The organism is Falsibacillus pallidus, from assembly GCF_050990905.1.
Lineage (GTDB): Bacteria > Bacillota > Bacilli > Bacillales > DSM-25281 > Falsibacillus > Falsibacillus pallidus_A.
Map to the genome: position 1 here is coordinate 3,193,752 of NZ_CP158866.1, position 26,344 is coordinate 3,220,095.

The 26,344-nt window shown below is 43.1% G+C and carries 22 protein-coding genes; 8 read left to right on the forward strand and 14 right to left on the reverse strand.

Annotation, left to right across the window (positions count from 1 at the left end):
* Positions 1-103 precede the first annotated feature (103 nt).
* The 7 genes from ABTV07_RS16825 to ABTV07_RS16855 all read right to left on the reverse strand — a co-directional run bounded on the left by ABTV07_RS16825 (position 104) and on the right by ABTV07_RS16855 (position 6,235).
* A complete protein-coding gene (locus ABTV07_RS16825) occupies positions 104-982 on the reverse strand; it encodes an IS3 family transposase (protein ID WP_433744312.1) in 879 nt (292 codons plus the stop codon).
* Between the two features lie 71 nt (positions 983-1,053).
* A complete protein-coding gene (locus ABTV07_RS16830) occupies positions 1,054-1,368 on the reverse strand; it encodes a transposase (protein ID WP_433744315.1) in 315 nt (104 codons plus the stop codon).
* Positions 1,369-1,779: 411 nt separating this feature from the next.
* On the reverse strand, positions 1,780-2,685 hold the full coding sequence (gene murQ / locus ABTV07_RS16835) for an N-acetylmuramic acid 6-phosphate etherase (protein ID WP_433744318.1): 906 nt from the start codon (positions 2,683-2,685) through the stop codon (positions 1,780-1,782).
* Positions 2,682-3,848 (reverse strand): anhydro-N-acetylmuramic acid kinase AnmK, encoded by a 1,167-nt coding sequence (gene anmK, locus ABTV07_RS16840; RefSeq protein WP_433751327.1) that lies wholly within the window; start codon positions 3,846-3,848, stop codon positions 2,682-2,684. The genes murQ and anmK overlap by 4 nt, the downstream gene beginning before the upstream one ends.
* Positions 3,849-3,871: 23 nt before the next feature.
* On the reverse strand, positions 3,872-4,780 hold the full coding sequence (locus tag ABTV07_RS16845; protein ID WP_433744321.1) for a BadF/BadG/BcrA/BcrD ATPase family protein: 909 nt from the start codon (positions 4,778-4,780) through the stop codon (positions 3,872-3,874).
* A 15-nt stretch (positions 4,781-4,795) separates the two neighbouring features.
* Positions 4,796-5,881, reverse strand: coding sequence for a DUF871 domain-containing protein (locus ABTV07_RS16850; RefSeq protein ID WP_433744323.1), 1,086 nt, complete (start codon positions 5,879-5,881; stop codon positions 4,796-4,798).
* A gap of 24 nt (positions 5,882-5,905) precedes the next feature.
* Positions 5,906-6,235 carry a PTS lactose/cellobiose transporter subunit IIA gene (locus tag ABTV07_RS16855; RefSeq protein WP_433744326.1) on the reverse strand — a complete coding sequence of 110 codons (330 nt, stop codon included), beginning with the start codon at positions 6,233-6,235 and terminating at the stop codon, positions 5,906-5,908.
* A 204-nt stretch (positions 6,236-6,439) separates the two neighbouring features.
* On the opposite strand from ABTV07_RS16855, the gene ABTV07_RS16860 reads away from it, so the two are divergent.
* From ABTV07_RS16860 to ABTV07_RS16895, 8 genes are all read left to right on the forward strand, one after another.
* Positions 6,440-7,285: a MurR/RpiR family transcriptional regulator gene (locus ABTV07_RS16860; protein ID WP_433744328.1), complete on the forward strand. Its 846-nt coding sequence runs from the start codon at positions 6,440-6,442 to the stop codon at positions 7,283-7,285.
* 16 nt (positions 7,286-7,301) lie between these two features.
* Positions 7,302-7,607 carry a PTS sugar transporter subunit IIB gene (locus ABTV07_RS16865; protein ID WP_433744331.1) on the forward strand — a complete coding sequence of 102 codons (306 nt, stop codon included), beginning with the start codon at positions 7,302-7,304 and terminating at the stop codon, positions 7,605-7,607.
* A 27-nt stretch (positions 7,608-7,634) separates the two neighbouring features.
* Positions 7,635-8,906, forward strand: a complete 1,272-nt coding sequence (locus ABTV07_RS16870) for a PTS sugar transporter subunit IIC (protein ID WP_433744333.1) — start codon at positions 7,635-7,637, stop codon at positions 8,904-8,906.
* A gap of 77 nt (positions 8,907-8,983) precedes the next feature.
* Positions 8,984-9,271 (forward strand): hypothetical protein, encoded by a 288-nt coding sequence (locus ABTV07_RS16875; protein WP_433744335.1) that lies wholly within the window; start codon positions 8,984-8,986, stop codon positions 9,269-9,271.
* A 38-nt stretch (positions 9,272-9,309) separates the two neighbouring features.
* Entirely contained in the window at positions 9,310-10,629 is a 1,320-nt protein-coding gene (locus ABTV07_RS16880) for a 6-phospho-beta-glucosidase (RefSeq protein WP_433744338.1), read from the forward strand.
* A gap of 22 nt (positions 10,630-10,651) precedes the next feature.
* On the forward strand, positions 10,652-11,836 hold the full coding sequence (nagA, locus tag ABTV07_RS16885; RefSeq protein WP_433744340.1) for an N-acetylglucosamine-6-phosphate deacetylase: 1,185 nt from the start codon (positions 10,652-10,654) through the stop codon (positions 11,834-11,836).
* An 8-nt stretch (positions 11,837-11,844) separates the two neighbouring features.
* Positions 11,845-12,582: a glucosamine-6-phosphate deaminase gene (gene nagB / locus ABTV07_RS16890; protein WP_433744343.1), complete on the forward strand. Its 738-nt coding sequence runs from the start codon at positions 11,845-11,847 to the stop codon at positions 12,580-12,582.
* Positions 12,583-12,663: 81 nt separating this feature from the next.
* On the forward strand, positions 12,664-13,419 hold the full coding sequence (locus ABTV07_RS16895; protein WP_433744345.1) for a (S)-benzoin forming benzil reductase: 756 nt from the start codon (positions 12,664-12,666) through the stop codon (positions 13,417-13,419).
* 69 nt (positions 13,420-13,488) lie between these two features.
* Here the strand turns inward: ABTV07_RS16895 and ABTV07_RS16900 are convergent, their stop codons facing one another.
* From ABTV07_RS16900 to ABTV07_RS16930, 7 genes are all read right to left on the reverse strand, one after another.
* Positions 13,489-15,027 carry an MDR family MFS transporter gene (locus ABTV07_RS16900; RefSeq protein WP_433751330.1) on the reverse strand — a complete coding sequence of 513 codons (1,539 nt, stop codon included), beginning with the start codon at positions 15,025-15,027 and terminating at the stop codon, positions 13,489-13,491.
* 296 nt (positions 15,028-15,323) lie between these two features.
* The gene (locus ABTV07_RS16905) at positions 15,324-16,625 is read right to left on the reverse strand and encodes an ATP-binding protein (RefSeq protein ID WP_433744348.1); all 1,302 of its coding nucleotides are present in this window, start codon (positions 16,623-16,625) and stop codon (positions 15,324-15,326) included.
* A 36-nt stretch (positions 16,626-16,661) separates the two neighbouring features.
* Complete coding sequence (locus ABTV07_RS16910; protein WP_433744351.1) at positions 16,662-18,551, reverse strand: SpoIIE family protein phosphatase; 1,890 nt, start codon at positions 18,549-18,551, stop codon at positions 16,662-16,664.
* Between the two features lie 286 nt (positions 18,552-18,837).
* On the reverse strand, positions 18,838-20,241 hold the full coding sequence (locus tag ABTV07_RS16915) for an amino acid permease (protein ID WP_433744354.1): 1,404 nt from the start codon (positions 20,239-20,241) through the stop codon (positions 18,838-18,840).
* A gap of 126 nt (positions 20,242-20,367) precedes the next feature.
* Entirely contained in the window at positions 20,368-21,786 is a 1,419-nt protein-coding gene (locus ABTV07_RS16920; protein ID WP_433744357.1) for an amino acid permease, read from the reverse strand.
* Positions 21,787-22,024: 238 nt separating this feature from the next.
* Positions 22,025-23,089, reverse strand: coding sequence for a DUF3900 domain-containing protein (locus ABTV07_RS16925; protein WP_433744360.1), 1,065 nt, complete (start codon positions 23,087-23,089; stop codon positions 22,025-22,027).
* Positions 23,090-23,214: 125 nt separating this feature from the next.
* Positions 23,215-26,343, reverse strand: coding sequence for an efflux RND transporter permease subunit (locus ABTV07_RS16930; protein ID WP_433744363.1), 3,129 nt, complete (start codon positions 26,341-26,343; stop codon positions 23,215-23,217).
* Position 26,344 lies beyond the last annotated feature (1 nt).

A 26,344-nucleotide genomic window follows, 5' to 3' on the forward strand; every position in this document is an offset into this window, starting at 1 on the left:
CCTGACGTTTACTTCAAGAATCTGGTCCATTCTTAGTTTCTTATTTTTTGTCCTTTCCTTCTTCACTTTTTATGAAAAGTGAAGAAGGAAAGGACATTGCTTGTTAAAGTTTTAAAGACATTTCTTTTGGGAAACCAATATCTTTGTATTTTTCTCGAAACTTTGTAGGCGACATTCTTCCGAGGCTGCCATGATATCTGCGATGGTTATAAAATTCTATGAAGTCATCAATTTCATAATAGGCCTCATCGAAATAGCTGAATTCAAATCGTCTGAATATATCACGCTCTAAAATACTAAAAAAAGATTCGATATATGCATTGTAGTTTGGTGATCTTGGTGGAATCCTTTCATGAAAAATGTTATTTACCTCACAAAATTCACCAAATAAGTTACTAACAAATTGAGGTCCATTATCAGTTCTGATTACAATACAATGCTCATTCGTTTCCTCTAAAACCTGTAAACTACGCCTTATAATAGCTTCATTTAGCATGCCGGTTATATCCTTGGCTGTACATTTCGGTCCTCGGTAATACCCAACGATGGCACGATCAAAAACATCAATAGCACACGCTACAAAGAAAAACCTTCGGCTTTCTGAAATAGAACCGTATTTGATATCCAGTTGCCATAGTTGATTAGGACCCGTGATGTGTCGATTGCGGACCAACCGTTTTGGATACTTAGGGTTACCCGTTCGCTGAGGAAGGAGAATACCTAATTTCCTACATAACCTAGCTACCTTTTTATGATTGATTTGAAGATCATGTTCATCCTTAAGTAATTGAGTCAAGTTCTTTACACCATATGTGGCACCGTCTCCCTCAACGGCCTCCATCAAGAATTCCTCAATCTGCTCATCTGAAATAATTTCCCCGGAGTTTTTCTTAGAATATCCCGGGATAGGGCGCCCTCTTTTCTCCTCGTTATCAACAACCTCTTCAGTACCATTGTGGTAGTAATAAAGGGACCTGTTCACTCCTGTTATCTCCGATAGCTTAGAAATTCGAAACCCCTCCTTTGCCCATAGTCGAACCTCTTCTAAGACCGCTAGGGCCGGTATTGGGTTTTTTTTAGTAAGTTTCTAAGCATCGCAACTTCAAGTTCTTTTTCACCAAGTAGCTTCATGGCCTGTTCATATTTTGCTTTTAATTCTTCTTTAGAGGGTTCAGTTGATAAAATAGCCGAAGCTGGATCCTCCATTTGGTCACGTACTTCATCCTCATACACCTTAACCCATCTCGCCAAAGTAGAACGATCAACACCAGCACTACGCGCAATGGATGAGTAATTGCCATTTTCCAGTGCCATTCGAACATACTTTTTTTTAACTTCTTCAAGAGCTTCAAACTTCTTATATGACACTTAAAGTCCCCTCCCTACTTCCTGAGTTTTTCTTGATTCTAGTGTACTGTTTCCAATACAAAAGTGTCCAAAGGAATTAGGGGGTCGTAGAGCTTTTCGCGCATAGAGCTAAGGATTTCGCGCATAGGCAGCTTTTTTTGGCGCATAGAGCGTCCAGGGAGCTGCAAAAACAGTGGGATTTCGTGCTATTTTACCCAATTTGGGATAATCCTTAACTAGTTTTGGCATTTTCTTTCGTTATTCTGCTGATGATTGATGTCTATACGCTCATTTTGCACTGTTTTTATCACTATTTTGTCCCAATTTTGCTCTCTGGCTATGTATTGCACTCATAGCTCAAAAACTGAGATTCCTGCACACGAAAAATCGGGGAGTGACAGTCACGCCCCGATTTATGTCGAATCACATTTATTATGATATTTTAAGTGAATCCGTGATAGCAGCCCTTAAGTGGCCATCATGCTTTTCTAATAGGTCCAGCACTTCTTTTCCTTTCAAGCCTGTGACTAAGGAAAGGATGGCAGGTTTGGCGGAGCCGAATTCTTTCAGGGCTTCCTCCGCTTCTTTTACGTCAACACCCGCTGCTTCAGCAACAATCAGCTTTGCTCTTTCCCTGAGCTTTTCGTTTGAGGCCATCACATCGACCATGAGATTGCTGTATACTTTCCCAAGCTGAATCATGGAAGCCGTAGAGAGCATATTCAGGATCAATTTTTGTGCGGTTCCTGCTTTCATCCTCGTTGAACCTGTCACTACCTCTGGACCGACTTCAGCAACAATGGCAAAGTCAGCCGCTTGCTCCATCGGTGAATTTGGCGAACATACTACTGCCGCAACAACTGCACCGAGCTCCTTGGCTTTCTTCATCGCTGCAATGGTATAAGGGGTTCTCCCGCTCGCGGCAATCCCTACCACCACATCGTTCTGGCCGACATTTGCATTGATGATATCCTGCTCCCCGCCTTCGATGCTGTCCTCTGCCCCTTCCATCGCATATTGGATGGCATGATCTCCGCCGGCAATGATGGCAAGGACCTGTTCAGGGGAAGTCCCATAAGTAGGCGGGCACTCGGAAGCATCCAGTATGCCGAGTCTTCCGCTCGTTCCAGCCCCGATGTAGATCAATCTGCCTCCATTTTTCATCCCTTTGACAATGGCATCCACGACTTTTGCAATTACCGGAAGAATGGCTTCGATCGCCATCGGCACCTTTTGATCTTCATCATTGATCTTTTGAATGATTTCCATGCTTGAAAGCTGGTCTATTTCCATTGTGGAAGGATTTCTTTTTTCCGTCATAATGTTTTGAAGGTTCATCTGTGGTTCCCTGCCTTCTGTAAAATGTTTTTTGCATCTCCGTTCGGAGGCAGCGTGATATTGCCCAGGATTACCGGTTTGGCGGCTCCTGTTGCGTTAGGAATATTCGAACACTGCTGATGGATCGTTTCATTTGCCAAAAGGGCAAACGCCACGGCCTCTTTTGCCTCTGATGAAAGACCGATTTCCTCTTGTGTCATGACCATGACCTCCGGAAGAAGCTCTTTCAGCATGGCAAGGAGCGTTTGGTTATAGCTTCCTCCGCCCCCGACAATCAGTTCATCAATCGGTGTCTTTGGAAAAACAAAGTCGCGGCAGGACTTGGCTATTGAAGCTGCCGTAAAATAGGTGGCCGTTGCAATCAAGTCCTCTGCTGAGAGGTGTGGATTTTCTTGTATGATCCTTGACGTGAATTCCACGCCAAACAGTTCCCTGCCAGTGGATTTTGGAGGTTCTTTCGAGAAATAATCCAGGGAAAGCCAACGATCCACAAGTTCATGCTGTACATTGCCTTCTGCAGCGATTTTTCCTTCCGGGTCAAAGGAAATCCCTTTAAAATGATTGCATAATTCATCTATGATCATATTTCCCGGTCCTGTATCAAAGGCAAATACATCTTCCATCGGGGCATCTTTTTGGATGACCGTTACATTCCCGATTCCTCCAATATTCTGCAGTGCCCTGTTTTTCTCCGGGTTCCGGTAGAGAATATATTCGGTATATGGGACGAGAGGGGCCCCCTCACCGCCAGCTGCCATATCCATCGTCCTGAAATTTGAAACGACTACAGATCCTGTTTCGTAGGAAATCGTTGCGGGCTCCCCGATTTGGAGGGTGGATTTTTCCAAATCCCCTTCTTGCTGCGGTATATGATAGATGGTCTGGCCGTGAGAGCCGATGACATCGATTTCTGTTAATGGAACATCTGCTTCCTCGCAGACTCTTTTAACAGCCTCGGCAAATTGTTTGCCAAGCTTGAAATTCAAGCTGCAGATGGCTGCAACAGTCGAATTCGCTGGATCCATGGCTGCCAGTATCGATTTTTTCATTTCTTCATTATAGGGATAGGTGGAGTAATGAAGGAGTTCAATCTCCGTATTCTCTCCATGCCCCTCTATTTTGACAAGGGCTGCATCAATCCCGTCAATGGATGTGCCGGACATGAGCCCTACTGCTAAACGTTCCACTATGATAGGCCCCCCTTGTCTTTCCAGGCGTAAAAAGCTCCTAATGCAGGCGATGATTCTGTTTCCATCCAGTTGTACGATCCGATTTCCCTCTTTAAACAATCCATGAAGGATTCCTGAACCATCTCATTTTTCAAAAGAAGGCTGCCGAAACCTCCGATTGGAATCGCTGTGTCTGAAGGAAAATGCATTTTACGGATTAAAGCTGCGGTCTGCATTGCGAGCTGCTTCCCTGCAATGTTAAACAGTTCAATGGCTTCCTTATTGCCGGAGATGGCCATTTCGTTTATTGACTTTGTCAATTCTGCAATTCTATCTTTGCCAGATTGATAGATGAAGCCCTTTAAATCATTGGGTTCCGAGAGTTGAAGCTCATTCATGACTGCTTTTTCAAATTCGGAAAACGGCCTTCCTTCATCTGCAGCCTGCGTAATTTTCCTGCAGGCACTGACAGCGATATGATAAGAACTTCCTTCATCCCCCAGCAAATGGCCCCATCCGCCGGAATAGGAGGTCTGCCCGTCTCTTTTACCAAATGAAATAGAACCCGTTCCAGCAATGGTGATGACGCCGTCCTTTCCTTCGAGAATGGCGTAGTGAGCAAGCTCAGCATCATTCATCAGGATGATTGGCAGATCTGAGACTACCAAAAGATCTTGCTCAATCTTTTCTCTATTGTCTCCGGCTTCTATTCCGGCAATCCCTGCTGCTATCCCAGTAATCTTATGCCCGAACTCGCTTTTCAGGCATTTTTGAACAACGTCTTTCAGATGTTTAGAGGCAAGGTCATAATTTGCAGCGGGGTTTCCGATGCCGCTTTGGGTTTGAAAGAGAATCTCTTTGTTTTCGCCGATGACGAGTGCGGTTGTTTTCGTGCCTCCAGCATCAATTCCAATGATATACCCCATTGAGATTCACACCTTTCATGCCTTTTGAAAAGCGAATTTGCCCCATGGCTCCAGGTAGTCGATCAAAAAGATCTCTTCTTCGCGAATCCGGCCGACTACATTGGTCTTCCCTGAATTCTTCATATCTTTTAATGCAATCTGCAATTCCCCTGCATACTGTCCGTACAAATCGTTTTCGATCAAAATATCACCGCGCTTGATATCGCGGGTGAATCCTGGTTTGAACTCACGGCCGCGGTATTTCACCCTGCTCTGGGTGGAGCGGATCATATAATCGGAAACGTCACCGCGGTAAAAATGGAATTCATCAAACATGATGACCTTTTCGAGATCAGTCGTATCATCGTAGACTTCCACTGACAGCGTGATTTTATCTTTATCGATTTCGCTCAATGCCTTCAATTCTTTTTCAGATGCATAGGCATTTCCGATCAGAACGTCATCGATGAGCCCCGTTGCAAATAAATGCTTTGCCTGGACATCGATCGGGAGCTCACGGTGCATTTCCAGCGTCGGAAGCCCTTCTACAATCGGCCACGGACCGAATGTGGCATCATGTGAGGAAACGAACGCTGCCGTCTTTAAGCCAAGATCTTTGAATTTTTTGCTGCAATCAATAAAAAACGGATAGGACAATCCTGCATATCGATGAGGATAGAAATTATGGCAGCCAAGGAGGTTTTGCTTGTTTGGCTGGTATGTCATGATATTATCGATATATTTCGTTGCATTGCTCATATTCAATTCGATTTTTAAATTATAGGGATTGTACGTCATGATTGATTCCTCATGGCCCGTGAAGCCCATATCAAGGCGTATTCCAGCTGCGCCGAGGTCCGCAAAGAAAGATAGATCATCATAAGAGACACCAATTTCCTTGAACACGCGCGGACTGATGTCTGCAATGACTTCCATGCCGAGTTCCGTCGCATAGGAAATGGTCTTTTTAAAATCAGAAAGAATCCTTTCTTTTTCCCCATCGACTGACAGCAAGCACGTAAATACGCGTTCGAAATTGTATTGACGCGCCAATGCAATGTATTCCATATCCCTTTCAGGAGTCGAATGATTCGGATAGATTGAGATGCCTAATCGTTTCATTTAATGATTCCTCCTATACGAAATTTATTTTTGAAGGCTGTCCATTTTTTTCAGCAGCTTGATCATTTGCTCGATCAAGGAAATTTCGCTGATGGATGTCATCAAGTGATCCTGTGCATGAATCATCAATAGAGACTTTTCAAATACTGTCCCATTGATTTCTGCCTGGATCAGCTTCGTTTGTGTTTTATGCGCTTCATTCAATTCTTTATGAGCATCCTCTATCAATTTATCCGCTTCTTCAAATTCTCCTTTATGGGCTGCTTCCAGTCCTTCATAAGCGATGCTCTTTGCGTTGCCCCCGTGAGAAATAATCGTAAAAATATCCATTTCCGTATTCATTGTATTATCCATAGCTGACTTCCTCCTATTAACTTCAGAAAATAAAGTAAAAGTATATGAAGTTTGTCTCCCTCATATTCTCTTAAACTGAAATTTTATTTTATAAAATATAAATTTACGTTGAAATTTTATTTCAGTCTATCATATAATCATATTAAAATGAAAACCCTTTCAAATCAATCATTAATTTTGGAGGTGATTATGGAGCGCTTTTATATGTTAAACCTCATTGAGAATCAAATGAATAACTACAGCCCGGCAGAACAGACCGTCGCTAATTATGTATTGGATCATCCTGAGGATGTCCTTTCCATGACAACCAAACAGCTGGCGGCTGAGTGCCAAAGCAGCGAAGCAACCATCATCCGCTTTTGCAAGCGTATAGGAATCAACAGTTTCAAAGGTTTGAAGATTGAATTAGCGAAGGAAATCAGCCTTGAAGGGAATCAGGATGAAATGAATGCATCTCCACTTCAGTTCGAGGATGATTTGGAGACGGTCATTTCCAAAGTGACCACAAAAACGATCCAAGCTTTAAACAATACGAAAAGCCTCGTATCGGTTGAACAGCTGGATTTAGCTGTCAAAGCCATGCATGAAGGCGAACGCATCTATGTTTACGGAGCCGGGGGTTCTTCACTGGTTGCCAATGATTTGACGCAGAAGCTGCTTCGGATTGATTTTCCCGCATTTCAATCAAATGATATCCACGTTCAAATGATGATGGCTGCCAACATGACTGAAAGGGACATTTTGTTTGTTGTATCAACTTCAGGAAAGACTAGGGAGATTTTACAGCTGCTTTCGACGGCAAAAGAAAAAGGGGCCACAACGATTCTTTTGACACAGTATGGAAAGTCCCCTGCCCGGAGAATGTCCGATGTTGTCCTTACGATATCGGATGAAGAGCATAATATCCGGATTGGGACGATGACAGCAAGAATTGCACAGCTTGCAGTAATAGATGTTCTATTTATTGCACTGTGCACGAAAAGAGGAAGCAAGGTCTACAAAAAAATCATTGATACGCATCAAGCCGTTCAAAGGATGCAGAAACAGTAATACTGGAGGGAATAGTATGAAAGTTTTATTTGTTTGTTCAGGTGGCATGTCCAGTTCAATCGTCGTGAATGCCCTGAAAAAAGAGGCTGAAAAAGAAGGATTGGATATGGAGGTACACGCAATCGGTACAGGTGAAGTGTCCGAAGAAATGGGCAATGGCTGGGATGTATGCATGGTTGCGCCTCAAATCCGCCATCGTTTTGATTCAGTCAAAAAGGCGGCTGAGGAAGCTGGCGTTCCATGTGACGCTATTCCGCCACAAGCATATACACCGCTTGGAGGACCTGCATTACTGAAAAAAATCAAAGAAGTAACTGCTTAATCATTTATTAAGGGGGATGGAGAATTTATGCAAAAATTTGTTGCTTGGTTAGAAAAAAATCTTTCTGGCCCAATGGCGCGCCTGTCTGAACAGCGTCACCTTCAAGCAATCCGTGACGGGGTCATTTCAGCACTGCCATTCATTATCGTAGGTTCATTCTTTTTGATCGTTGCTTTCCCGCCTCTTCCAAAAGACTGGGCAATAACGGAATGGGCCGCTAAAAATGCCGGCCAAATCTTGATTCCTTACCGTTTGACGATGTATATAATGTCGCTCTATATAGCCTTTGGGATAGGGTACAACTTGGCCAAAAGCTATAAGCTTGACCCGCTTTCAGGTGCACAGATCTCTGTAGCAGCTTTCCTTTTGACCATCATGCCTCAAATCGTTGATGGTGTAGGGTTTGTCCTTCCTATGGCGAACATGGGCGGCCACGGACTTTTCGTAGCGATGATCGTTTCCATTTTAGCAGTTGAAATCCTTCGTTTCTGTAAAGTCAAAAACGTCACAATCAAAATGCCGGAGCAGGTGCCTCCTTCAGTTGCACGTTCCTTCGAAGCATTGATTCCAGTGGCAATCGTCATTTTATTAGTTTCAGCTTTCACTGTTCTACTTGGCATCGACCTGCATGCAGTTGTCGATAAAGCAGTCGGTCCATTCGTTAAAGCAGGAGACAGCATTTTCGGCGTCCTTATTCCTGTATTCTTAATCACATTCTTCTGGGCTTTCGGTATCCACGGCGTTTCCGTTGTCGGAACAGTTGCCCGCCCGCTTTGGGAAGTTTACTTGGCGAAAAACGCTGAAGCGGTTGCAGCAGGCCAAGCAGCTCCACATATCGCACCTGAAACATTCTACCAATGGTTCATTTGGATCGGCGGTTCCGGTGCAACATTAGGTTTAGTGCTTTGCATGGTGTTCTTCTCCCGCTCTAAATATCTTAAGACATTGGGGCGCACTTCTTTGCTCCCAGGTATTTTCAATATCAATGAACCGGTTATTTTCGGGGCACCGATCGTATTGAACCCGATCTTGATCATTCCATTTGTAATTACACCGCTTATCACTGGTACACTATCTTATATCATCGTTGCAGTTGGGATTGTTAGTCCGACCTACGTCATGCCGCCATGGACGCTTCCGGCACCAATCGGAGCATACTTGGCAACAGGCGGAGATTGGAAAGCGATTATCCTAGTTTTAGTGAATATCGCCATCTCCTTCTTCATCTACTTCCCATTCTTCAAGATGTACGACAAGAAGATGGTGGAAGAAGAGCATAGCCAATCTAAAGCGGCGTAAATAAATTTTGTTCAAACTGAAGGCTGACTCGATCGCATTGTGAGTCAGCCTTTCCATTACACATTGAGGTGATAAAAATGAATGGTTCAATGAAATTGCCAAGAATCAGTTTTAAAGGTGTATTTATATTTATGATGATCGTGATATTGGGAAATTTCCTGCTCGTCAAACCTTTCCAGCTCATCGGGCTAGGCCATGACTGGAGTTTATTCTGGGCCAATGCTGCTGCCGCAACCATCGGAATGAGCCTGGTTCTTCTTTTGATTGATGACAAAGTTAAAGATCGCGCATTGATTTTTAAAAGGCTGATTCTATCTATTATCGTTTCATTTGGTGTGAGCTACTTCCTCGTTTTTATGGCGTAGCTAAAGTGAATTCAATATATCCTTAGAGGTGACCTTGAATGTTTAAGCAAAAATTGAAAGTTGCCGTTATTGGCGGCGGTTCCAGCTATACTCCCGAATTTGTGGAGGGTCTGATCAAACGATATGATGAATTCCCTGTTTCAGACCTTCATCTTGTTGATATTGAGGAAGGAAAAGAGAAACTTGAAATTGTAGGGGGACTCGCCCGCAGAATGATCGAGAAAGCCGGGGTTCCCATTCACCTCTCCCTTACCCTTGATCGAAAAGAAGCCCTGAAAGATGCGGATTTTGTCACGACCCAGATGCGCATCGGCTTGCTCGATGCCCGCATCAAGGATGAACGCATCCCATTGAAATATGGCATGATCGGCCAGGAAACAAACGGCGCCGGAGGTTTATTCAAAGGACTCCGCACCATTCCTGTATTGATGGAAATCACCAAGGAAATGCAGGAGCTCTGTCCGGACGCCTGGCTCATCAACTTTACCAATCCCGCCGGAATGGTCACTGAAGCACTTCTCCGCTACAGTCCCCACAAGAAAGTCATCGGTGTTTGCAACCTTCCTGTAAATATGAAAATGACCATTGCAAAAATGCTCCAGACGGAAGTCCATCGCGTCCATATTGACTTCGCTGGATTGAATCACCTTCTATATGGACTCGATGTTTTCATCGATGGTAAAAGTGTCATGAATGATGTTTTAAATATCTTTGCGGACCCTGAAAAACAAATGTCCATGCAGAATATCGCACCGATCCCATGGGAACCAGGATTCATCCATTCTCTTGGTCTGATCCCATGCCCATACCACCGCTATTACTATAAGACAAAAGAAATTCTCGACCATGAACTTGAGGCTTATAAAAGCGGGACAACGCGTGCGGAAGTTGTGAAGCGTCTTGAAACCGATCTGTTTGAATTGTACCGCAGCCCTGATTTATCTATTAAGCCCCCTCAGCTTGAAAAACGCGGCGGCGCCTACTATAGTGATGCGGCCTGCAACTTGATGTCTTCCATATACAATGATAAAGGAGACATACAGACCCTCAATGTACAGAATAACGGGTCCATCTCAGACCTTCCGCATGAATCAGCTGTGGAAGTTAATTGCATCGTGACAAAGAACGGACCCAAGCCGATTGCGGTAGGATCTCTTCCTGTATCTATTTTGGGGCTGGTGCACCAAATCAAGTCATTTGAACGCACAGCCGCTGAAGCAGCTGTAACAGGTTCCTATCAAAAGGCATTGCTTGCTATGTGCATCAACCCGCTTGTCACAAGCGATGAAACAGCCAAGAAGCTGTTGGATGAAATGCTTGAAGCTCATAAAAATCATTTGCCACAATTTTTCAACTAGCGCTTTAAAAGGAGATGTAAAAATGAACACATCACAAGACACCATCTTGAAAGGCTGCTCCGTTTTTTTGGAAGACCGCGTCCTGGATTTCGGTTTCATCCAGATGCAAGGTACGAAAATCATAAACACAGGCACAATCGAAGAAATCCCCCCTTCATTTGATGGGAGAATCATCGATCTGCCTCCCTCCTATAAATTGATCCCTGGCTTCATTGATGTACATATCCATGGAGCTGCAGGCGCCGATACAATGGATGGCACTGAAGAAGCAATGGATACAATCTCATGCGCCCTCCCTAAAGAAGGCACAACAAGCTTTCTGGCAACCACCATCACACAGGCCGATGAGCAGATTGAAAAAGCGTTGAAGAATGCTGCCGCCTTTGCAGAAATGCAGCAGCCTGGACAAGCCGAAGTCCTTGGCATCCACTTGGAAGGTCCCTTCATTAATTCATCAAAAGCAGGGGCACAGCCCAAGGAATATATTAAAGATCCTGATATCGCGCTGTTTGATAAATGGAATGAGGCATCATGCCAATTGATCAAACTGGTCACACTTGCCCCTGAATTAAGAAACGGGGAAGCGTTTGTTGAACATCTTTCGAAAAATGGAATTATCGCGAGCATCGGCCATTCCGATGCAGATTATATAGACGTAAAACGGGCTGTTGCGGCAGGTGCCACACATGTAACCCACCTTTTTAATGGAATGAAAGGGCTGCACCACCGAGAACCAGGTACAGCAGGTGCTGCCTTGAAGCTGGATGAGTTGAAAGTGGAGCTGATTGTCGACGGCATTCATATCCATCCTGAGATGATGGAACTTGTCTATCGGATGAAAAAGCCGGAACGGATGATTTTGATCACTGATTCCATGAGAGCAAAGTGCCTCAAGAATGGCATCTACGATTTAGGTGGACAAGAAGTGTCAGTTGCAGACGATAAAGCTTTGCTTAAAGACGGGACTCTTGCCGGGAGCATTTTAAAGATGAATGAAGCCGTCAAGAATATGACCCGATATTTGAATGCCCCTTTAATGGAAATCATCAAAATGGCAACGGAAGTCCCTGCTAAACAACTGAATGTTTATGACCGTAAAGGCAGCATCGCATCAGGCAAGGACGCTGACATCGTCTTGCTGGATGAGGAATTACAGGTAGCGTCCACATGGTGCAGGGGCCAATTAGCTTATCAACGAGAGGATTGAAGACAGATATGAATATAATTGAAACAGCCAACTATGAAGAAATGAGCCGAAAAGCTGCTGACTATTTAGTGAAGCTTGTGTCCTCAAAAAAAGATACCGTATTGGGGCTTGCAACAGGAAGCACCCCGCACGGCCTTTATGCGGAAATGGTGGAAGACCACCAAATGAACGGGACATCCTATGAACAGATCCGCACTGTGAATTTAGATGAATACATCGGCATTCCTTCCACAGATTCGAACAGCTACCATACATTCATGAGGAAAAGGCTCTTCGATTGGATTGACATTGATTCAGAAAACACCCACATACCAAATGGACAAGCTGGTTCCTTGGAGGAGGAATGCTTCCGCTATGAGCAGATGATTGAAAATCTTGGCGGCATCGACCTCCAAGTCCTTGGAATCGGCCACAATGGACACATCGGATTCAATGAACCCGGGACATCCTTCAACAGCAGCACCCATGTGGTCAAATTGGCAGAAAGTACAAGAAAGGCAAACTCCAGATTCTTCTCTTCTCTTGATGATGTTCCCACGCAAGCCATAACCATGGGAATCAAGACCATCATGAAAAGCAAGGAGATCCTGCTTCTCGTTTCCGGCTCATCCAAAGCGGAGACTCTTCAGAAGCTTATACACGGGCCGGTCACAGAGGATTTCCCTGCATCGATTCTGCAAAGACATCCAAACGTCACCATCATTGCGGATCAAGATGCATTAAGCCTCCTCCGCATCAGCAAATAAAGTATCTTCACAATCAGAAAAATGGAAATTTGAACCTCGCTCGGATATGATGAAGATAGAAAATGTTCAAGGAGGTTTCTCATGAAAACAGCTGTCATCACAGGTGCATCACGCGGTCTTGGATTCGGAATTGCCAAGAAAATGTTAGAAGAAGGCATCGGCGTCATCACCATTTCACGAAACGAAAACATGGAAATCAAAGAACTGGCTAACAATAAGGAATTGCCATACAACCATTTCCAATGCGACTTATCCTCTGAAAAGGATGTCGTGGAAACGTTCGAGAAGGCAGCATCCATCGCGTTCAGTTCTGGAAATGAAAAAGTGTACTTATTTAACAATGCGGGGACCGTGGAACCAATCGAAACAGTTGGCAGCCTTCCTGTAGAAGAAGTCGGATTCAGCGTGAAGACCAATTTGATTGCGCCAATCTTGATTTCAAATATCTTTTTACATCACTCTAAAGATTCAAAAATCCCTGTAGACATCGTCAATGTTTCATCCGGAGCCGGTGAAAAGCCTTACCAAGGATGGAGCGTCTATTGTTCTACCAAAGCAGGGTTGAATATGTTTACAAAAACTGCTTCCATCGAACAGGAGCAGGCAGGAACGAATAATAACATTATTGCGTACAGCCCAGGAATCATGGATACAAACATGCAGGGCACCATCCGCTCCTCTTCTCAAGAAGCATTTCATGATATCGATCGGTTTAAAAAGTTTAAAGAAAACGGAGATCTCCGTCATCCGGATGTTGTAGCCGGCGCCATCGTAAACCTGCTCCTTCATGGTGATGTGAAAAGCGGGGAAATCTATCACGTGAACGATCTTATATAAAACGCAAAAAGATGTCCGAAATGGACATCTTTTTTTATGAGCAATTTATTAATCAAACGTTTGATCAATTTATTCTGGCTGCAATACTGACGCTGTTTCTGCAGGTGTTTCGTTCTGAATTTGTTCTTTATCGCGCTTGATCTTGCTGCCGCCCACAGACAGAGCGACAAGGATTCCAAGGGCAATGAAGATCAATCCCCAAAGGAATACAGTCGAGAATGAACTGGACCATACTTGAGCCAGCGTCGTCACCACGTTCCTCCTGATTGGTTCTGGAAGCGGTAATGCTTCAGGCTTTAATAGAATGCCGAACATGGTATCAGCTTTTTCCCCAATCTGCTTCAAGACTTTCAAGATGACTGGATCAGATTCAGCGGAAATGGCATCCTGCATCTTATTATCGATGGAATGATTCATAACCGTATTCAAAATGGTGATCCCGATTGTACCGCCAATGGAACGGAAGAAAGTTGAAGCTGATGTAACTTGCCCTAATTGATGTTTTGGATATTCATTTTGAATGGCAATCATCAATGTCGGCATGACGAGTCCCATTCCGAATCCCAATACGACCATATAAAGATAGGCCGTAAACTCGCTCGAATTCATCCCCATCGTACTCATCAAATAAAATCCAGCTGATGCAATGATCATCCCAAGCGTTAAAACTGTACGGAAACGGAATTTAAGCAATAGCCTTCCTCCAATGATGCTTGCCACAATTAATGCGATCATCATCGGTGTCATGGTAGACCCTGCTTTTGTCGGGGAAACCCCTAAAATCCCCTGCATAAACATCGGGACAAACATGATTGCACCGAACATTCCAAGGCCGAGCAGGAAGCCCAGCAGGTTCGTTGTCGCAAAAATCCGGTTCTTGAAGAATCTTAAATCAAGAATAGGGTCCTCTGCTTTTCTTTCGATCAATCCGAAAAGAACCAATAAGACGACGGCTCCCCCAAATACAAGCAGGCTTGTCATGGACTGCCATTCAAACTTGTCTCCTACAAATGTGAGTCCCAGTAGCAGCAGGACAAGGGCTGGGACGAAGGAAACAATTCCCCACACGTCGATCTTCCCTTTCCCCTGGCTTGCAATGATTTCATTCTTCAATCCAACCACAATCAGCATTGTTGAAAACAATCCGAACGGAACATTGATCAAGAAAATCCAATGCCAGCTGATGTTATCAACCAATACACCGCCAATGAATGGACCAATGACAGAGCTCAGCCCATAGATTCCGCCGAATACTCCCTGCCACTTCGCTCTTTGCTCAGCTGTAAAGATATCCCCAATGATGGTTTGAGACAATGGCATGATCATCCCTCCGCCGATACCTTGAAGACCACGGAAAATGATGAGCTGCTCCATCGTATGAGCAGTACCGCACAGCGCTGAACTGATGATGAAAATAAGGTTTCCAATTAAATAAAGTTTTCGCCTTCCATAGATATCGGATAACTTCCCGACAATTGGTACAACTGTAGTTGATGTAATCAAATACGCCGTTGTCACCCACGCAAAGATAGAGAAGCCATTAAGATCTCCGATAATGGTCGGCATTGCCGTCCCGACGACTGTCTGTTCCATTGCACTGAAAAACATCCCAATGATCAAACCTGTCAGGACCAGTCTTTTATTAATACCATTATGCGCCTGTTCCACTTTGTTCGCCCCTTACTGTAATCTATTTCTTCAGTCAAAATGAATGACTGGTCAGATTCAAAAAAATACTTCACTAAATGAATCACTTTGTTACTATATCTATTTTTGACCACCTGGTCAATATTTTTTTAAAAAGAAATTTAAGATATATTTTTTGTAAAATTAATAGCATTTTCCCCCATGTATACATAAAAAAACAAACATGTATTTCACATGCCTGCTCCTGCTAAACAAGTTTATGAATTGACAACAGCACCTTTTTTAAATGACCAATTCAATTTCCGAAAAAGAGTTGAATTGCTATCTTTCGGAAGCATGATATGGACTACTGTCCCTTTTCCAACCGAACTTTCAAATAAAATCTTTCCATCAATGGATTCAATTAATTTTAAAGCTACAAAAAGACCTCTTCCTATTGTTTTTCCATTCAAATGCCTGAGATAATATTTAATTTCATTTAACTGTTCCTCACTCATGCCAATTCCCTCATCAGTTATGGAAATGATCACGTCCTTTTCATTTTCAGCTGCCGCTATCAAAACACTCCCATACCTTGGGACCGCATCCATACTATTTTTGATTAAATTCAATAAAATTTGTTTTATCTTGAGCGGGTCCCCCCTCATAACTAAATCTGGCCTTGCATCTACAATTAAGGGGACTTCTTTGAATTTCGAGTAGGGGGACAGAAGCTTTACCAAATCATTTAACAGAACATCCATTTTTATTGGCTCAAGTTCTCTTTTTTCATTTTTTGTATAAGAAACATACTTGTCAACCATTCCCTCTAATTTTTCCAATTCATTGAAGGCTGCATTTAAGGGCAGTGTGTTTTGATTAAAATGCCGAAAAGAGTCTTTCACTCCATGGATGGAGGATTTGACATCATAGGCGAGCAAAGACGAAATCTCATGCAGGATGCTGTTCTTCTCTGCTTCATGGAATGCATCCTTCTGCCTCATATAACCCATGATATTTTCAACGAAATAGCAAAATAGACAAAGTGCTGCAATATAGGATAGCGCCATTAAGACGATGACTAGCATTGTCGGGGCTGTCAGTTCAACGACTTGGCCAGAAAACCAAAATTGAAAGGCAATAACAATGATCAGCACGAATACAGTAAAGCTGGAATATTGGAAGCATAAAAAAACTTTTCTGGCAGTGCTTTCTTGTATAAACCTTTTGGCTTTTGGCAGAAATAACAGGATCAGCAGCAATGCACAGCATAATGCGGTAATTGAACTAAGCAGCCCCCCCAGGCTGAACCGGAATAAAACAAGGATGGTTCCTGCAATTCCAGCCGAAAGCTGCCCGCCATATAGGATTGCAATCAGGAGAGCAATCCACCGGAAATCCCAGATGAATCCTTCTCCTGCGACGACTGGAACCTTCATGCAAGCCATTGCTGCAATTCCACAGATCACCCCCAAATATATTCCTCTGCGCTGCTGGGAAAATCGATTGGAAATAAAAGGGTAAAAATATAAAGGGGTCAAAATCAAGAAAAAATTTAATAATAAATCTTTCAGCCACATTGTCAGTCCTCCAAATCTCATCAATTCATCCTTGATTTACAGCTTAAATAATAGAATCGTTTGATCGTCTTCAACTTTTCCATGGTGAAAGTTCATTATTTTTTCATATAAAAGTTCTGTAAGTCGCTGGGCAGGCAAAGTCATATCCATTTCTCTAATCAATTTTTTAATAAAATCATTGCTGTCAATGGTCCTATTCCTTCGTTCAATAATTCCATCCGTGTAAAATACTAAAACATCTCCTTTTTCCAATGAAATCACTCCCCTGTGATATTGAATACTGGAATCAATTCCAAGAAGGGGGTTCCCTGTTGTGAGTTCAATAAAAGAATCCTGAGATGGTCTATAATGCAGACCTGGTTCATGCCCCGCCGAGGAAAATAAGAATTGTGAATTTTCCTGGTTGACCTGGCCAACAAACATTGTGATAAAAGAAGAATCATAGACGAATTTTGAAAAGTAGCTATTAATCTTGTTTAAAATCTTTTCCGGATCGGAATGCGATTCCATGGCAAACTTCAGCATGGTCATCTGGATTGCAGCAGGTACGCCTTTTCCACAAACATCCGCAATGGCGAATAATAGACCACCTTTATGTTGAATGACATTATAGAAATCTCCGTTCAGCTTTTTAAATGATTGAGTAATTAGGCCCATTTCAACCATTTCAGGCTCTTCAATAGTCGAAAGAAGCGTTTCTTGGACCGAAGCCGCAATTTCCAGTTCATATTCAATATTTGCTTGTTCTGTCTGCAATTGCTCAAGCTTTTTCCTTTCTGATACATCCAAAAATGTGATGACAGTTCCGACCATGACTCCATTTTCAATAATCGGCCTTGTAAAATATTCAACAGGAAACCTGCTGCCATCCTTTCTCCAAAACCACTGATTGACGGAGAACATAGTCTTTCCTTCATCAGTAAAAGATTCGAATGGAGTGCTTGTACTTTCAGCTGGGATTGAATGATGAATATACTTATTAATGACTCGCCCAATCAATTCATTTTCCCTGAACCCCAGCATTCTGCACGCAGACTCATTAATAAATATAACCCTTCCGCTCTTGTCGATGCCGAATATCCCTTCTACTACAGAATTAAGCAGGCGGCTATAGCTGCTGGATAAATCCGAAATTCTTTCATATGGCTGCTTGCTCATTAAGTAAAATACTGCTTTAAAATAATAGAAGTAGCCAAATATCTTAAAAAGGTGCGAAAGAATATATGGGCCATATTTCTCTGAGGATATTCCGAGGGTAATCATCATGAAAGATGATAAAACCAAAAACATCGAGGAAATCCCTACTAATAGTCCTTCTTTACGCTTATTTCCGCGATAGACTCTAACAGTGATTACTAATACGATAATGTGAATAACACAGTAGATGATTTCTAAAATCAGTTTGATCAAAGTGAATGATCCACTTTTGTAGAGGTTTGGAAATGCTGTGGAATAGGTGGAGATAAAAATGGTTATTAAAATGGTGCTTAACAGGACCAATGTAAAAGAAAATTGTCTTACTTCCCGAGACTTGCTTTTCTTCTCTGGCAGCAATATGAGTATCAGAATGCTTGCTGCTTCTACCATCCTGCCAAAAAGGGTAAACCAAATAGAGGGTTGAGTAAACTTCTCTCCGAACAATGGAAGCCCCTCATATGTCAAGGCATGAAATAAATCCATAATCCCAATGGTAAAGAAAACGCTGGAAAAGATGATGATTCTGTATGATGCGTAAGGCTTATAGAAAGTCAAACCCTGCATCGCAATACTGAAAGCGACGAAAACACTGATAATTTCCATTAGTAAATGAATGGAGCCAAAATAGGAGCGGATAAATGATTCGAAAGTCGATGACACAACCAACGAAAAAAGGAAGGCGATTGCAATCAGAAATGGAATGAATAAATTCTTTAATTCTCTTGCCATATACACCACCCGACTTCCGTACTATTATTTGGAACGAGGTAAAAAGGTGTTCAGGAAAAACAAGTTAAAAACAGGGGATAATTGTTGAATTTTTAGAAAACTATTTAAAATCATTGTAAGCCTTGAAGTACCATCAATACAACTACAATTTACTATAATACACCGATAATCTACCAATCCCCCCGCAAAGTGACAGCAAAGTCAGCAAAGTGACAGGCACTCCCCGGTTTTTGTCGAATGAAAAACAGCCGCTCCTTTAAGGAACGGCTGTTTTCTTTGGTTTTTCTTAGCTTTTTACTTTATTCAGTTTGGAATGTTTTCGAGAATATACAAAGTAGATTATCAGCCCGATTCCAAGCCAGATGACAAAGCGGATCCATGTGGCTGCGCCAAGCTGCAGGATCAAGAATCCACAGAAGACAATCGCCAGAATCGGAACAAATGGAACTCCCGGACAGCGGAAAGCTCTTTTTAAATCCGGCTTTGTATACCGTAGAACAAGAACGGCAACTGAAATCAGGACAAATGCTGACAATGTCCCGATATTCACGAGTTCAGCAAGCTCCTGCAGCGGGATGAAAGATCCCATTAATGCTGCTATGATCCCCAGCATCCATGTTGCTTTAAACGGCGTCTGGAATTTTGGATGAACCTGCGAAAACGTCTTTGGCATCAAACCATCTCGGGACATGGAGAACATGATGCGGGTTTGTCCATAAAGCATGACCAGCATAACGGTCGTCATTCCAAGGATGGCACCAACATCTATGATTCCGGCCACCCAATCAATTCCAGCCACTTGAATGGCAAGAGAAATCGGATGGTCTATATTCCCTTCAAACTGCTTATAAGGGACAATCCCTGTCATGATGCCGGAAACAATCACATAAAGAAGAGTACAGATCAATAAAGAGAACATGATTCCTTTCGGCAGATCCTTATTCGGATTCCTCGTTTCTTCTGCTGCAGATGCAACAGCATCAAATCCGATAAAAGCGAAAAATACAAGTGCAGCTGTAGAAAATACGCCGCCAAGGCCAAATGGCATAAAAGGATGCCAATTATCCGGCTTCACATATTTGAATCCGACAAAGATGAACAACAGGACCACAATCAGTTTAACGATGACCATGACGTTGTTCACTTTTTTCGACTGTTTCACTCCGACTGAAAGCAACGCTGTAATCAAAAGGACGATCACTAATGCGGGTAAATTGAAATAAGTGGTCGTTCCCGGGACAGAACCAGGTGCCCCAGTGAATTCGACTGGAATGTGAATCCCAAGTCCACCAAGGAGAGACTGAAAATAGCCTGACCATCCTACCGACACGGCACTGACTGCCAATAAATATTCGAGGATGAGATCCCAGCCGATGATCCAGGCGACCAGTTCTCCCAATGTTGCATACGTATACGTATAGACCGATCCGGATACCGGAACCGTTGAAGCAAATTCAGCATATGCAAGGGCCGAGAACAAACAGGCAAGCCCTGCGATGACAAAGGATATCATGAGACTCGGGCCAGCTGTCAAAGCTCCTGTCCCCGTAAGGACAAATATCCCTGTCCCAATGATTGCCCCTATTCCGAGCAGCGTCAAATCCAGGGCTCCCAATTCCTTCTTAAGGGAATACCCTTCCTTCGTACCTGCTAATAGTGTACTGATGCTCTTTTTCCTCAAAAGATTCATAAGTTGTCCTCCCTTCAGTACGGAATTAATTATATAGTTCAATATTTCAGAATTTTATGCTTTTTTCTTATTTTCAGCTAGTAATTTCAAAGAGTAGAACCATTTAAACGCAAGTTTTCCACCAAATTACTTTTTCACCGGGTCATTAGTCTTTTTCCCAGGCTTCGGGACAAGGGGGTAAAAGAATATACCTGCGACAAGAAGCCCTACTCCAAATAAAAATGTCTTTATATCTGCAGTCCCCGCTTTGATTACCCATAAGGAATATAAAGTTGCAAGAGCAGCAATGATTCCATCAATCATCCTGCTTTTCGGCTGATTTTCATACGTCTCACCCGTCAGCGTCAGTTTTAATTGATAAACTGTTGAAATGAGGTACGGTACTAAAAATGCCAAAGTCGCTACGAAAATGACAAAATCAAATGCAGATGAAATTGAGGCAGATATCGTTGAAAAAATGAACAGCTGTGTTGCCAGGTTGGTAATTATCAGCGACGTTGCAGGAGCCCCGTGTTTATTGGTCTTTCCGAATGCCTTGATGAACAACCCCTGCTTTTCAGCTTGGAAAGGAACCTCGGCACTCAATAAAATCCATCCGATTGTTGCACCGAATAGACTGATGACGGCCAGAGCTGCCAAAATGTAGCCGCCGCTCGGTCCAATCGCCGATTCCAATGCATCTACTAAAGGTTTCTGTGATTTGATCAGTTTTCCGTGGGATAATGCACCCATGACTAAAACGGTGATGACTAAATAAATAAATGTTGCAAGGAGCAGCCCTGTAATGGTTGCCTTCTTAATATCACTTCTTTTCCTCGCACGTGAAGAAAACACCACAGCAGACTCAACACCGACAAATGCCCAAAGAGTCGCAATTGCAGCGGAATTGACCTGCCCCCAAAGACTGACAGCATGTCCGGATTCATCAGTAATCGGTGTGACAAGTGGGAAAATATTGCTCTTTTCAAAAGCAAACAATGTCACAACGATAAAGAGGAAGAAACCTGCAATCTTTGCAGCCGTGGCAATGAGGTTCAGCTTCCCTGCACCTTCTACCCCTTTGAGGATGACAAAATGTAAAAACCATAACAATGCAGAACAAATAAGAAACGTCAGTAAATTCCCCACATGCATGGTGTAGCTTCCAATCGTAAACAGATCCGCTTTACTCGTTAAAATTGGGAAAAAAGTAGATAAATACCCTGTAAATGTCGTAATGATGGCAACGTTCCCTGTAAAATTGGCTACCCAATAGCCCCATGAAACTAAATAGCCTGACAATATTGCAGCATTGGAACCAGGTTTAAATAATGCTTTTGCATAAATCTGCGGCCCGCCCGTCAAATCGGGTTTTCTAAGGGATAGATTCCCGAATACTAGGGCAATCAGAAGCACCCCAACCCCAGTCAGCACCCACGCTAGAATCGTGCCACCCGGACTGGCCACTTCAGCAAGCGACCGCGGCAGCATAAAAATACCAGAGCCGACCATATTTCCGACCACAAGGGCCGTCAATACCCAAAATCCTAATTTATTCTTTTCCATAAATTCCGTATGCCCCTTCTAAACGATGTATTTGAAGGCATTTCAAGCGCCTTCCCTTATCAATATCCCATCCTTCGCTAGGCCCAAACCTCATTCGCCCTCTTGGAAAAAATTTTATCTTTAGGTTTTGTGAAAACGAGGGGGAATATGCACGGAAAAGCGGAAAGTGACAGGCACTCCCCGGTTTTTGTCGAACAAACACGAATCCCCCTTTCCAGCCTGGAAAGGGGGACTTAATTTATATCTGCTTATTTCGAATGCGCTCAATGACCTGTTCAAGTTCGTCCGGCTTCAAGAACTCTACCGGTGAAAATCCTTTTTCAAAAAGCACGGATTCCGCTTCTACAACCAGGACATATTTATGGCCGACTTTTGCCAAATGAATGTTTTCTCCAAAATTAGAGAGCAGTCCTTTCACATCGACGGAATCGAGTTTCATTTTCAGCTCAATGTCAGGAGTATGTTCGATGATTTGAGCTGATGCCTCCATGATCTGCTCCGTGGTGAAGCGCTCCTGGATATCCCTCTTTTCGCTTGCAGCCCAAACTTCCATGGCACTCTCAAGCTCTTCCAATTCTTCGCTTTCAGGTTCAAATGCCTCTTCCATGTGGGTTTTGACGATTTCCATGACCTGTGTCTTAACGATTTCGGGCATGGACTCTCCGTATTCCACATATTTAAGGAAGTCCTCGAAGTAGCGTGCATGCGAAGATTGATGAATCTTTAACTCCTGCTCCTCCACAATTCCCTCTTCCGGCATATACGGATATTGGATCGACTTCATATTCTTGGTCGTAATGGCCATTTCCACGTTGCGGATCAGCGTGGATTCATCCGAAATCGAAGCCACTTTCGGTTCGAAGTCACATTTTAAAATAAATACAAATGGGTCATCAAAATATTTGCGGAGCTTTGCAGAAGCTACAATGAAAACACCGCCTCGGACTGCACTGGTATCCACATATGCTGCCGCAAACTTTTCACTCTCTTCCTGAAAAGTCTCTTTCGTATCCGCAAAACGGGTACGATGAAAAAGATTGTAATTGGGATTGGACGTGATTTCATGACCCTCTTCTACAATAAAATAACCCAACTTCGTCGGTACATCTTCCGTCTTCGGATGCCTTGTTACTTTCCTTTTGGAAATCTTGGCGAATTCCCCGTCCAAAAAATCCTTCAAGGGGCTTTCTTCATACTCTTCTTCATCCAGCGTCTGAAACAGTTTAAACATTTTATCCGCCTGTTCTCCCTTACCTTCAACCTGGACAACATAAAAAGATAAATAATTTACCTGAAAATCCATTCTCCCTCACCCGGTCTCTCCTAATAATCGCTCCCTAAGTATAGGAAAGGCTCTAGCCTTCGTCAAACCCTAAAGAAAAAACGGGTGGTGACAGGCACCACCCGTTTTATGTCAATTTGTGTCGATTACATCGTTTCCCTCTTGAATGGCCACCAGTTGGCTTTTCCGAAGTTTTTCACCATGACAGGGATAAACAGCGGCAGCACAACAAATGCGTAGAGCAGCAATCCAATCAAAATGATGGATGCAATTTGAAGCAGCGACAACATTCCAGAAGGCATCATCGCGGCGAATGTTCCACCTAGGATGACCACTGCTGAAATGATGACCGTTCCCATTCTCCTCATCGCCATCAGCATGGCATCCGCCACGGAAAGCGTTTTGTATTCATTGAAACGGTCCATCAAGAAAATACTGTAGTCGACTCCAAGGGCAACCAGAATAACAAATCCGAAAAACGGAACCGCCCAGCTGATTCCCGTATAGCCAAGTAAATTCACATAGAGTGCTTCATTCATAGCCATTGAAGTATAGTAAGTCAAAATCAACGAGCCTATGATATAAAGCGGCATTATGATCGAGCGGAATAAGAAAATCAGGATGATTGAGATGCCGACAAGCATCAAGACGACTGTCCGAGAATAATCCTGGCTCGACATCTGGTGCAGATCAGCGTTGATGCTCGTGATCCCGCCGACTGCAACCGTCGCATTTTCAAGCTTTGTTCCTTTAACCGCGCGTTTCACTGCTGCTTTGATATCGTCCACTTTGCCCATTGCCTTATTAGAATACGGGCTGTCGCTGAAGATGACATCCATCGTCATGACTTTCCGATCCTTAGACATATACGCATCGATTGCCTGTGCGAAATCCTTGCTTTCAAGCACATCTTTTGGCAAATAAAAGCCGTTCATATCAGACGTATCAGATAGTCCAGAAAGGTACCCTTGTGCAGATCCAAGTCCCTCAGATACCTGATTCAACCCGTTCGTACTTTGATCAAGGCCTTTTGTCAATTGAGCCAGTTGATCTTCAAGATCTGCATAGCCATTAAGAATCTTCTTTTGGCCCTCGCTGATGCCAGAGAGTCCATTTGTCAGTTCAGGGAATCTATCCACAATCTGCCCTTGGCCTGCTGCTAGTTGGTTGAGGCCGGGTTCTATTTTATTGATTCCATCAATCAACTGATTGAAGCCTGTAATTACCTTTTCTTTCTGACTGTTGGCAGTAACAAAATTTTCATTTACTTTACTTATTCCGGTATTAATTTTATCTAGATTTTCATTAAGAGTTTTCAACTTAGTCGCCAAATCTGGAAGCTGCCTCTGTCCATCTTTAAAAGTATTCTTGATATTTTTATATTCATTATCATTTCCAAGACCTGCATATTTTTGTTCCAGGTCTGTAAAGTTTTGATCAGTTATCTTATTAAATTCACCTGAAAGAGAGGATGCTTCTGATCTAACATTGGTGTAATTAGAAGATAATTTACTCAAATCGCTGCCTAGAGTGGAATAGGTAGCAGCTAGCTTTTGATAGTTGTTTAAAAGGTTTATTACATCAGATTTAGCCTGTAGCAATCCATTTTTCAGCTTCGTTGACCCAGCTGCATTTCGATTAAGCCCATCCTCGATTTGTTGAAGCTTCGATTGGAGGGCAACAACCCCGTTCTTAACCTTATCCGTCCCAGCGATCAAATTGTTGACGCCATTTTCAGCTTGCTTGATCTGCGGCTGGGATTGGGAAAGTTCACTGCCTGCCTTTTCAAGTCCTGAGTTGATTTTATCCAGCCCTGTCTTTCCTTCACCAAGCCCTTTTCCTAAGCTTTCTGCCTGGTTGGAAACATAGAACTCTTTAATCGGCTCCCCTGTCGGACGTGTGACAGACCTAACAGTTTCGACGGAATCAATTTTCTTTAATTCCTGGCTAATTTTTTCAGCTATCGTGATATATTCAGTTGAATTCATTTGATCGTCATTTTTGATGACAATCTGGGTCGGCATGGATTCCCCAGGACCAAAACCATCTGCAATCGCATTAAATGCTTTAATCGACGGTACATCCCCGCTGATTTCTTCAAGGGAGTTAAATGAAAGCTTTCCGTCATACGTCACAAGGAACGGCACACAGATTGCCGCTACTATGATCAAAGCGATGAGCGGGCGTGCCAAAGCAAATCTGCCTGCTGCTCCCCATAGTCTGCTTTCTCCATGGTCCGCAATTTTCTTAGATGGCCAAAAGATCTTTTTGCCCAGGACCGCCATGAAAAATGGTACCACCGTAAACAAGGCAATCAATAGCAGTGCAACACCAACCGCTACCGCAGATGCTGATTGATATAGCTTAAATTGGGAAAATCCGATAGCCGCAAATCCGATCATGACGGCAATTCCGCTGAAAAAGACCGTTCTTCCGGCGTTTTTGTATGTTTCAACAATTGCCTCTGTCATAGTCTCACGCTGAGCTAACTCTTCTTTAAATCGGCTGAGGAGCAAGATACAGTAGTCTGTTCCAATTCCGAACAGTACAGCTACAAGGAAAATCTGCGTGTAATTGGATATCGGGAAATCCAGCTTGTCGACCAGAATCGAAACAATGGATTGAGAGGCTAAATAGGAAAGTCCGACCGTCACCAGCGGGATGAACGGTGCGATAGCCGACCTGAAAACAAGGAACAAGACACCAAGAATAAAGACAACAGTGATGCCCTCTGTCTTTTTCAATCCTTCTTCCGAGCTCTTTGTAAGGTCATCATTGATCATCCAGTTGCTCGTATAATAGTGGTCTACTTTAATATTATCTATTGTTTTATAAAGGGCATCGCTCACATCGCCTGATTGGCGGTCATTCCAGCTTACATTCACGGAAACAAGAATGGATTTTCCATCTTTTGAGACGAGCTGATCCTTTAAGTTTTTCTCATTGAAATGCGTTAAAATCTTTGTGATTCCAAGCTGTTTTTTATGATCTTCAAGCTGCCTCACTGCTTTTTCAGCTTCATTTATTTCTTCTTTCGTCAGCTTGTGTTTTTCGTGGAAAACGAGGGCGACCTGCGTCTCATCCCCGCCGCCTTCCTGTTTTTGAACATCTTCCATGATTTGTCCTGCAAGGTGCGATGAATAACCTTCAGGTACATTGACCTGCCCTTTTTCCCGCACAAGGTCCGCCATATTTGGCGCGATAAAGAAAAGCCCTGCGATGATGGCAATCCAAGCGATTAAGACAATCCACTTCCCTTTAATGATGGCTCTCATG